Genomic DNA, 10,427 nt, shown 5'->3' on the forward strand with positions numbered 1-10,427 from the left:
CTTGTGCAGGAGCTGGCTTGCCAGCGAACGAGAGCCTTTAGTCGGGTGCATGGCGTGAGGACCCTTTCGCGGGCAAGCCGGCTCCTGCGAGCGGGCGGGGCTGGTGGTGCCTACAGGGCCCAGGCGCCAGAGTCTGCGAAGAAGGCGCGGGCGTTGTCTTCCAGGCTTTCCAGGTGATAGCCGCCTTCCTGGACGATCAGGCACGGCAGGCCCAGGCTGCGGATTCGCTGGCCAAGGATGGCGAAGCCGTCCCGGGTCACTGCCACCTTGCTCTGCGGGTCGAGTTCATAGATATCGAACCCCAAAGACAGCACCAGCACCTCGGCATCGAACGCCTTCACCGCCACCAGGGCCTGTTCCAGACGGGCGAGGAAATCCCCTTCGCTGGCGCCATGGGCCATCGGCAGGTTGAGGTTGTAGCCCTCCCCCGCCCCGGCGCCACGCTCCTCGGCGAACCCGGCCACCCCCGGGTAGAAGTTGGTCGGGTCGCCGTGCACCGAGACATACAGCACATCGGCGCGCTCGTAGAAGATTTCCTGGATGCCCTGGCCGTGGTGCATGTCGGTGTCCAGCACCGCCACCCGGGCGTATTTGTCCCGCAGGACCTGGGCGGCGATCGCCGCATTGTTCAGGTAGCAGAAGCCCCCGGCCGCCTCGGACCGGGCGTGGTGGCCCGGCGGGCGGCACAAGGCGTAGGCCGCCGGCTCACCGTCGAGCAACGCCTGGGCCCCGGCGACGGCACTTTGCGCCGACCAGTAGGCTGCACGCCAAGTCGACTCACCCACCGGGCAACTACCGTCGGCCAGGTAGCACGCGGCCTGGGCCAGGACCCCGCGCAGGGCATTGGGCTCACGCACGAAGATGTTGGACATCACCTCATCACCCCAGTCTTCGGGGATGTCCTTCCAGCCCTGGTGCGCATCCTGCAGGAACGCCAAGTACGGCGCGCCGTGTACCGCCAGCAACGGTGCCATCCCGGCATCCCGTGGCTGCTCGACGGCAAAACCCAGGGAGTGTGCGGCCTGCACCAGGCGCTGGGCGCGCTCCGGCACCTCCTGGGGTATGCGCATCTGGCCGCGCGAGTAGTAGCTGCGTGGATGGTGGAGCAACTGTTCGGGGTGGAAAAAACTGCGCATGACCTTCTCCTTATTCAACCTGGCCGGCACGGGCCAGCACGGCGTTAAGCAATACATCGGCGCCCTGGCGCACGTCCTCGGGCAACACGTCTTCGGCTTCGTTGTGGCTCAGGCCACCGACACAGGGAATGAACACCATGGCCGTCGGGCAATAGCGGGCCAGCAAGATGGCGTCGTGGCCGGCGCCGCTGACGATGGACTGCTGAGGGTAGCCCAGGCCATCCACCGCCTGCTGCACCGCCGCCACGCACTCGGCATCAAATGGCGTGGCCGGGCTGACCCAGTGCCGGCTGATACTGACCTTGAGCCCGCGCTGGCCGGCGATGGCCTGCAGGCGTTCCTCGACCTGCTGCTCCATGGCGGCGATCTGCCGATCCTGGTGGTGGCGCAGGTCGACGGTGAAGCTCAACAGGCCGGGAATGGTATTGCGCGACGACTTGGCGATGCTCAGCTCACCCACGGTGGTCAGGCCCTGGGGGGCAAAATCCGCTGCCAACTGCTCCACTGCAAGAATCATCTGCGCCGCGCCGTACAGCGCATCCTTGCGTAGCGGCATCGGCGTGGTGCCAGCGTGGGCCGCCAGGCCTTCGACCTGCACATCGAGCCAGCGGATGGCCTGGCCGCCGCTGACCACGCCGATGCTCTTGGCGTTGTCTTCAAGGATCGGGCCCTGTTCGATATGGGCTTCGAAGTAGGCATCCACCGCTGCGCCCAGGGGCCGGCTGCCGGCATAACCGGTGCGCTGCAGGGCCTGGGCGACGCTGATGCCATCGGCGTCACGCACCGCCAGGGCGGCGTCCAGGGCCATGACCCCGGTGAACACCGCCGAGCCGAACATCGCCGGGGTGAAACGCGCGCCCTCCTCATTGGTCCAGACCGCCACTTCCAGGGGCTTGCGGGTCTGGATCCCGAGGTCATTGAGCGTGCGTACCACTTCCAATCCGGCCAGCACACCGTAGACCCCATCAAAGCGCCCGCCTTCGGGCTGGGTGTCCAGGTGGCTGCCCATCATCACCGGGGCAGCGTCCGGGTCGCTACCTGGGCGCCGGGCAAACAGGTTGCCAATGGGGTCGACGCTCAGGCTCATGCCGGCCTCGGTGCACCAGTGGGCAAACAGTTCGCGACCGGCCCGGTCTTCATCGCTCAAGGCCAGGCGGCAGCTGCCGCCACGGGCCGTGGCACCGATTTCGGCCATGGCCATCAGGCTCGCCCAGAGGCGCTGGCCATTGATTTTCAACATCATCAGATTCTCCAGACAATCAGGCGTGGGATGCCATTTCCAGGCGATGGGCGTGAGCGTGCCGGCGTGCCAGGGCTAGCACGCAGATCAGCGAAACGGCAGCGATCAGGCTGTAGAACACCGCCATCGGCCACCATTGGCCAATAAACCGATGGGCCAGCCAGGTGCCGATCAGAGGGGTCAGGCCGCCGGCCAGGGCACCGCAGACCTGATAGGCCAGGGAGATCGCGGTGTAGCGCACCCGGGTCTCGAACATGCCGCTGACGTAACCGGCGATCACCGCATAGAAGGAAGCCATGCACACCACCGCCAGGGCGATGCCGAGGATCATCAGCGGCGCCTGCCCGGAACTCACCAGCACGAACATCGGATAGGGCGAGGCCATGGCCAACAGCGACACCAGGCAGAGAAAGCGCGTGGCACCGATTTTCTCGGCGGTCCAGGCGGCCAGGGGCTGGATGCAGAACTGGATGAGCGCCACCACGAACAGGCATTCAAGGATCAGTGAACGGGGTATCTCCAACTGCTGGGTGGTGTAGGCAATCATGAAGGTGTTGGTGAAATACACCCCGGCAATCCCCAGGGTGTTGGCGCCGATGCACAGCAGCAAGGGACGCCAGGCGGTGCGCAGCACCTCCATTACCGGAGCCTGCTCCTTGCGTAGCGACCTGGCCGCCAGCTCGCGACTGGCGAGGAACTCCGGCGACTCGTTGACCCCCAGGCGAATCGCCAGGCCCACCAGCAGCAACAGCGCACTGGCCAGGAACGGCAGGCGCCAGCCCCAGCTCATCAACGCGTCCTCGGGCAGGCGGGTCACGGCGCTGAAGGCCAGTAGCGAGAGGATCAATCCCGCCGGGCTGCCCAATTGGGCGAAGGAGGCGAAGAAGTTGCGCCGGCCCTTGGGCGCATGTTCACCGGCCATCAGCACCGCACCGCCCCACTCGCCTCCCACGGCAATGCCCTGGACGATGCGCAGCAGGATCAACAGCACCGGGGCCAGGGCGCCGATCTGTGCATAAGTTGGCAGCAGGCCGATGCAGACCGTGACCACGCCCATCATCAGCAGGGTGATGACCAGGGATTTCTTGCGGCCGATGCGGTCGCCGATATGGCCAAAGATGATGCCCCCCAAAGGTCGGGCGAAGAAGCCCACGGCAAAGGTGCCGAAGGCGGCCATGGTGCTGAACAGCTTGTCGTCGGAGGGGAAGAACAAGGCACCGAACACCAGCGCCGCGGCGGTGGCGTAGATGTAGAAGTCGTACCATTCGATCATGGTGCCGATAAAGGCGGCGGCCGCAGCCCGGCGAGGCTGAGGCGAAGCGGAAGGCTTCATGGTTGGCTCCCTTGATTATTTTTTTGGCAGGAGGAAGGGTCGGGCGCAGGGGCTTCTGCTGGCACCTGTCTGGGGTGGATTTATCCGTTCCGGGGGATAATTAGTCAATTTTCTATTGGTTATCTCGATTATTATCCTGGCTTATTATTCAGCTACAGCCCGAACCAGAGCCCCTGCCATGTCCGACCGCGATGCCCGCCGCCTGCTCAATGACCGCCTCGACTGGAACCTGTTGCGCACCTTTCGGGTGATTGGCCAGGAGCTGAGCATCAGCCGTGCAGCGGCGCGCCTGCACTTGACCCAGCCGGCGGTCAGCCAGGCCCTCAAGCGCCTGGAAGAACAACTGGGCCGGCAGTTGATTGCCCGGCGCGGCCCACGCTTTGCCCTGACCGAAGTGGGTGAGCAGATTTTCGCACTGGCCGGAGAGATCTACGGCCAGATGTCCCAGGTCAGCAGCATGCTGGAACAGCCCGCCGACGAAGTGATCGGCAAAGTGCGGCTGTTGATCATCAGCCGGATCTTCAGCGAACGTTTCGACGACTTCCTGGCCGACTTCCATCGTCAGCACCCGCGGGTCGATCTGGAGGTGGAAGTGATGCGCAGCTCGGATATCGTCAGCGCCCTGCAGGAAAAGACCGCGACCCTGGGCTTGAGCCTTAACCGCCGGCCACAGCCGCGCCTGGAACAGCGGCTGTTCCTGCGTCAGCGCTATGCGTTTTTCTGCGGCAAGCACCACCCGCTGTTCGGCCGCGGGGATGTGGCCGAGGGCGATCTGCAACGGGAGAACTTCGTCAGTTTCACCAGCGACCAGATCGGCGGCATGCTCTCGCCGCTGACCATCTTCCGTGACCAGCAGGGCTTCAGCGGACGCATCGTCGCCTCATCCCCGAGCCTGGAGGAAGTACGGCGCCTGGTGATCGCCGGGTTTGGCATCGGCTGCCTGCCGGAGCATGTGGTGGCCGCCGATGTCGACGCCAGGCTGCTGTGGCGCCTGCCGCCACACGAAGGCATTGCCGATGTCGACATTCACCTGCTGTGGAACCGCGAGCAGCGCATGAGCCGGGCCGAGGTACTGTTTTTGCAGAGCATCCAGCACATGCTCAGTCAGCATGAGCCGGCGCCGGGTAGCCTGATGTTGAAATGATTCAGACGTGGGGATCGCCAGGGGCCTTGGCCGGGGCTGCGTACTGCGGCTTGAGGTGGCCGTTCTGGTCCAGTAGCCAGGCGTCCATGATCTGCCGCACCACGGGGCCGGCCACCCGACCACCGGCTTCGCCGTTCTCGATCATCACCGAAATCACGATCTGTGGATGCTCCGCCGGGGCGAAGCCCACGAACAGGGCGTTGTCACGGTTGCGCTCGCGGGTCTTGAGACGGTCATAGCGCTCGCCCTGCTTGATCGCCACCACCTGGGCCGTACCACTCTTGCCGGCGATGCGGTACTGCGCCCCTGCTGCCGCGGCGCGGGCGATACCGCGGGGATCGTGCATCACCATCTGCATGCCGTGGTTGACCTGATCCCAGTCACGGGGATTCTTCAGCAGGATGTTGGGCATCGGATGCTCATCCACCGGGGCCACGCCATCGATGGTCTTGGCCAGGTGCGGACGGTTCCACACGCCCTTGTTGGCAATCAGCGCGGTGGCCTGGGCCAGTTGCAGCGGCGTGACTTGCATATAGCCCTGGCCGATGCCGAGGATCACGGTTTCCCCCGGGAACCATGGCTGGCGACGGGTGGCGCGTTTCCAGGCCTGGGAGGGCATCAGGCCGGGAGACTCTTCGAACATGTCCAGAGAGACCTTCTCGCCCAGACCGAACATCGCCATGTAGTCGTGCAGGCGGTCGATGCCGAGCTTGTGCGCCAGGTCATAGAAGTAGGTGTCGTTGGAACGCATGATCGCTGCGTCCATGTCCACCCAGCCATCGCCGCTGTGGTTCCAGTTGCGGTACTTGTGGTCGAAGTCCGGCAGTTGGTAATAGCCCGGATCGAAGACCCGGGTCGAAGCGGTAACCACGCCGCTATCGAGGCCGGCAATCGCCACTTCCGGCTTGATGGTGGAGCCCGGCGCGTAGAGGCCCCGCAGCACTCGGTTGAACAGGGGCCGGTCGATGGAGTCGTGCAGCGCAGCGTATTCCTTGAAGCTGATGCCGGTGACGAACAGGTTGGGGTCGAAACTTGGCTTGCTGACCATGGCCAGGACTTCGCCGGTGGCCGGGTCCAGGGCCACCACGGAACCACGGCGATCGCCCAGGGCCTCCTCAGCGGCTTCCTGGAGCTTGATGTCCAGGCTCAGGACGATGCTCTTCCCGGGGATCGGATCGGTGTGCTTGAGCACTCGCATCACCCGGCCCTGGGCGTTGGTTTCTACTTCCTCATAGCCGACATGACCGTGCAGTTCGGCTTCGTAGAATTTCTCGATGCCGGTCTTGCCGATGGATTGGGTGCCACGGTACTCCACCGAGTCCAGGGTCTTGGCTTCTTTCTCGTTGATCCGCCCGACGTAACCGATGGAGTGGGCAAAGTGTGCGCCCAGGGGATAGTGGCGGACGAACTGGGCTTCCACGTCCAGGCCGGGCAACCGGTATTCGTTGACCGCGAGCACGGCGATCTGCTCTTCGGTGAGCTCATAGAACAGGGTCACGGGGACGAAGGGATGACGGGCCTGCTTCATCTCCTTGTCGAACAGCGTGCGGTCTTCCGGGGGCAAGTGCAGCAGATCGACCACGGTGTCCAGCTCGCCCTTGAGGTCGGTGGTGCGTTCGCGAGTGATCGTCAGGTTGAAGCTGGGGCGGTTGTCCGCCAGGACCACGCCGTTGCGATCGTAGATCAGCCCCCGGGTGGGAGTGATCGGCAGCACATGGACGCGGTTGTTCTCGGAAACGGTGGAGTGGTAGTCGAACTCCACCACTTGCAGAAAATACATCCGCGCCACCAGGGCGCAGGTGATGGCCACCACCAATACGGCACAGGCCAGCAGCCGTTTGTTGACCAGGCGGCTTTCTTTCTCGTGGTCCTTGATCGGAATCGCTTCGGGCATTGCTACAGCTTCTCGGTGAATAGAGGTCGACGCTGTTCCGTGCGGATGAACTCAAGTCCTTTAAAAAGAGCTGCACCATACCAAAAACCACCCACGGACTTTGAGGGGATTTCCATCGCGGCTGATCAATGGCGCCTTGGCGGCTACTTGGATAGCGCAAGTTTTTCCACGCGCAAAAACAAAACCCCAACTGCATGTGCAGTTGGGGTTTCGGAATTTAATCTTGACGATGACCTACTCTCACATGGGGAAACCCCACACTACCATCGGCGATGCATCGTTTCACTTCTGAGTTCGGGATGGGATCAGGTGGTTCCAACGCTCTATGGTCGTCAAGAAATTCGGTAGCCAGTCCGTTGCTTGTGCAACGTGCCAGCGAATGGGTATGTAATAGCTTTGTGTGTTCGCAAACTTTCGGTTTGTATCGTCTTCACACACCGCAACTCGCTTCTTAAGCAAATTGCTTGGGTGTTATATGGTCAAGCCTCACGGGCAATTAGTATTGGTTAGCTCAACGCCTCACAGCGCTTACACACCCAACCTATCAACGTCGTAGTCTTCGACGGCCCTTTAGGGAACTCAAGGTTCCAGTGAGATCTCATCTTGAGGCAAGTTTCCCGCTTAGATGCTTTCAGCGGTTATCTTTTCCGAACATAGCTACCCGGCAATGCCACTGGCGTGACAACCGGAACACCAGAGGTTCGTCCACTCCGGTCCTCTCGTACTAGGAGCAGCCCCTCTCAAATCTCAAACGTCCACGGCAGATAGGGACCGAACTGTCTCACGACGTTCTAAACCCAGCTCGCGTACCACTTTAAATGGCGAACAGCCATACCCTTGGGACCGGCTTCAGCCCCAGGATGTGATGAGCCGACATCGAGGTGCCAAACACCGCCGTCGATATGAACTCTTGGGCGGTATCAGCCTGTTATCCCCGGAGTACCTTTTATCCGTTGAGCGATGGCCCTTCCATACAGAACCACCGGATCACTAAGACCTACTTTCGTACCTGCTCGACGTGTCTGTCTCGCAGTCAAGCGCGCTTTTGCCTTTATACTCTACGACCGATTTCCGACCGGTCTGAGCGCACCTTCGTACTCCTCCGTTACTCTTTAGGAGGAGACCGCCCCAGTCAAACTACCCACCATACACTGTCCTCGATCCGGATAACGGACCTGAGTTAGAACCTCAAAGTTGCCAGGGTGGTATTTCAAGGATGGCTCCACGCAAACTGGCGTTCACGCTTCAAAGCCTCCCACCTATCCTACACAAGCAAATTCAAAGTCCAGTGCAAAGCTATAGTAAAGGTTCACGGGGTCTTTCCGTCTAGCCGCGGATACACTGCATCTTCACAGCGATTTCAATTTCACTGAGTCTCGGGTGGAGACAGCGCCGCCATCGTTACGCCATTCGTGCAGGTCGGAACTTACCCGACAAGGAATTTCGCTACCTTAGGACCGTTATAGTTACGGCCGCCGTTTACCGGGGCTTCGATCAAGAGCTTCGCGTTAGCTAACCCCATCAATTAACCTTCCGGCACCGGGCAGGCGTCACACCCTATACGTCCACTTTCGTGTTTGCAGAGTGCTGTGTTTTTAATAAACAGTCGCAGCGGCCTGGTATCTTCGACCGGCATGAGCTTACGGAGCAAGTCCTTCACCCTCACCGGCGCACCTTCTCCCGAAGTTACGGTGCCATTTTGCCTAGTTCCTTCACCCGAGTTCTCTCAAGCGCCTTGGTATTCTCTACCCAACCACCTGTGTCGGTTTGGGGTACGGTTCCTAGTTATCTGAAGCTTAGAAGCTTTTCTTGGAAGCATGGCATCAACCACTTCGTCACCTAAAAGGTAACTCGTCATCAGCTCTCGGCCTTAGAACCCCGGATTTACCTAAGATTCCAGCCTACCACCTTAAACTTGGACAACCAACGCCAAGCTGGCCTAGCCTTCTCCGTCCCTCCATCGCAATAACTAGAAGTACAGGAATATTAACCTGTTTTCCATCGACTACGCTTTTCAGCCTCGCCTTAGGGACCGACTAACCCTGCGTCGATTAACGTTGCGCAGGAAACCTTGGTCTTTCGGCGTGGGTGTTTTTCACACCCATTGTCGTTACTCATGTCAGCATTCGCACTTCTGATACCTCCAGCAAGCTTCTCAACTCACCTTCACAGGCTTACAGAACGCTCCTCTACCGCATCACTTACGTGATACCCGTAGCTTCGGTGTATGGTTTGAGCCCCGTTACATCTTCCGCGCAGGCCGACTCGACTAGTGAGCTATTACGCTTTCTTTAAAGGGTGGCTGCTTCTAAGCCAACCTCCTAGCTGTCTAAGCCTTCCCACATCGTTTCCCACTTAACCATAACTTTGGGACCTTAGCTGACGGTCTGGGTTGTTTCCCTTTTCACGACGGACGTTAGCACCCGCCGTGTGTCTCCCATGCTCGGCACTTGTAGGTATTCGGAGTTTGCATCGGTTTGGTAAGTCGGGATGACCCCCTAGCCGAAACAGTGCTCTACCCCCTACAGTGATACATGAGGCGCTACCTAAATAGCTTTCGAGGAGAACCAGCTATCTCCGAGCTTGATTAGCCTTTCACTCCGATCCACAGGTCATCCGCTAACTTTTCAACGGTAGTCGGTTCGGTCCTCCAGTCAGTGTTACCTAACCTTCAACCTGCCCATGGATAGATCGCCCGGTTTCGGGTCTATTCCCAGCGACTAGACGCCCTATTAAGACTCGCTTTCGCTACGCCTCCCCTATTCGGTTAAGCTTGCCACTGAAAATAAGTCGCTGACCCATTATACAAAAGGTACGCAGTCACAGAACAAAGTCTGCTCCCACTGCTTGTACGCATACGGTTTCAGGATCTATTTCACTCCCCTCTCCGGGGTTCTTTTCGCCTTTCCCTCACGGTACTAGTTCACTATCGGTCAGTCAGTAGTATTTAGCCTTGGAGGATGGTCCCCCCATATTCAGACAAGGTTTCTCGTGCCCCGTCCTACTCGATTTCATGACTAAGAGATTTTCGCGTACAGGGCTATCACCCACTATGGCCGCACTTTCCAGAGCGTTCCGCTAATCTCAAAGCCACTTAAGGGCTAGTCCCCGTTCGCTCGCCACTACTAAGGGAATCTCGGTTGATTTCTTTTCCTCAGGGTACTTAGATGTTTCAGTTCCCCTGGTTCGCCTCTTGCACCTATGTATTCAGTACAAGATAACCATCTTATGATGGCTGGGTTCCCCCATTCAGAGATCTCCGGATCAAAGTCTGTTTGCCGACTCCCCGAAGCTTATCGCAGGCTACCACGTCTTTCATCGCCTCTGACTGCCAAGGCATCCACCGTATGCGCTTCTTCACTTGACCATATAACCCCAAGCAATCTGGTTATACTATGAAGACGACATTCGCCGAAAATTTGCATTCTTAATTAAAAGAGAACTCACAAATTTTACCTTAGCCTGATCCGTTACCAGTGAAAGTAACGTTCAGTCTATCTTTCTATCACATACCCAAATTTTTAAAGAACGATCTAATCAAAAGACTAGAAATCAACATTCAAAGTGAATGCTCATTTCTAAGCTTTCAGAAGCAGTTTATGGTGGAGCCAAGCGGGATCGAACCGCTGACCTCCTGCGTGCAAGGCAGGCGCTCTCCCAGCTGAGCTATGGCCCCATAA

General features: G+C 59.7%; 5 protein-coding genes, 1 tRNA gene and 2 rRNA genes. 1 reads left to right on the top strand and 7 read right to left on the bottom strand.

From position 1 onward, the window contains the following. Positions 1-110: 110 nt before the first annotated feature. Genes PFLCHA0_RS20980 through PFLCHA0_RS20990 form a run of 3 tightly spaced genes read right to left on the bottom strand, consistent with a single transcriptional unit; the run spans position 111 to position 3,709 of the window. Positions 111-1,136, bottom strand: coding sequence for a histone deacetylase family protein (locus tag PFLCHA0_RS20980; RefSeq protein ID WP_015636457.1), 1,026 nt, complete (start codon positions 1,134-1,136; stop codon positions 111-113). 10 nt (positions 1,137-1,146) lie between these two features. Continuing rightward, a complete protein-coding gene (locus PFLCHA0_RS20985; protein ID WP_041752774.1) occupies positions 1,147-2,376 on the bottom strand; it encodes a Zn-dependent hydrolase in 1,230 nt (409 codons plus the stop codon). Between the two features lie 19 nt (positions 2,377-2,395). Beyond that, a complete protein-coding gene (locus tag PFLCHA0_RS20990) occupies positions 2,396-3,709 on the bottom strand; it encodes an MFS transporter (RefSeq protein WP_015636459.1) in 1,314 nt (437 codons plus the stop codon). Between the two features lie 178 nt (positions 3,710-3,887). Here PFLCHA0_RS20990 and PFLCHA0_RS20995 point away from each other — a divergent pair, with 178 nt between their 5' ends. Further along, positions 3,888-4,853 (top strand): LysR family transcriptional regulator, encoded by a 966-nt coding sequence (locus PFLCHA0_RS20995; protein WP_015636460.1) that lies wholly within the window; start codon positions 3,888-3,890, stop codon positions 4,851-4,853. A gap of 1 nt (position 4,854) precedes the next feature. Here the strand turns inward: PFLCHA0_RS20995 and mrdA are convergent, their stop codons facing one another. The 4 genes from mrdA to PFLCHA0_RS21015 all read right to left on the bottom strand — a co-directional run bounded on the left by mrdA (position 4,855) and on the right by PFLCHA0_RS21015 (position 10,423). After that, a complete protein-coding gene (mrdA, locus tag PFLCHA0_RS21000; RefSeq protein ID WP_011062421.1) occupies positions 4,855-6,747 on the bottom strand; it encodes a penicillin-binding protein 2 in 1,893 nt (630 codons plus the stop codon). A 221-nt stretch (positions 6,748-6,968) separates the two neighbouring features. Beyond that, a 5S ribosomal RNA gene (gene rrf / locus PFLCHA0_RS21005) occupies positions 6,969-7,084 on the bottom strand. A 138-nt stretch (positions 7,085-7,222) separates the two neighbouring features. Next, positions 7,223-10,114: ribosomal RNA gene (locus tag PFLCHA0_RS21010) — 23S ribosomal RNA — on the bottom strand. Between the two features lie 233 nt (positions 10,115-10,347). Then, positions 10,348-10,423, bottom strand: a tRNA-Ala gene (locus PFLCHA0_RS21015). Positions 10,424-10,427 lie beyond the last annotated feature (4 nt).

Origin of the sequence: Pseudomonas protegens CHA0 (assembly GCF_000397205.1) — a bacterium.
Taxonomy (GTDB): domain Bacteria; phylum Pseudomonadota; class Gammaproteobacteria; order Pseudomonadales; family Pseudomonadaceae; genus Aquipseudomonas; species Aquipseudomonas protegens.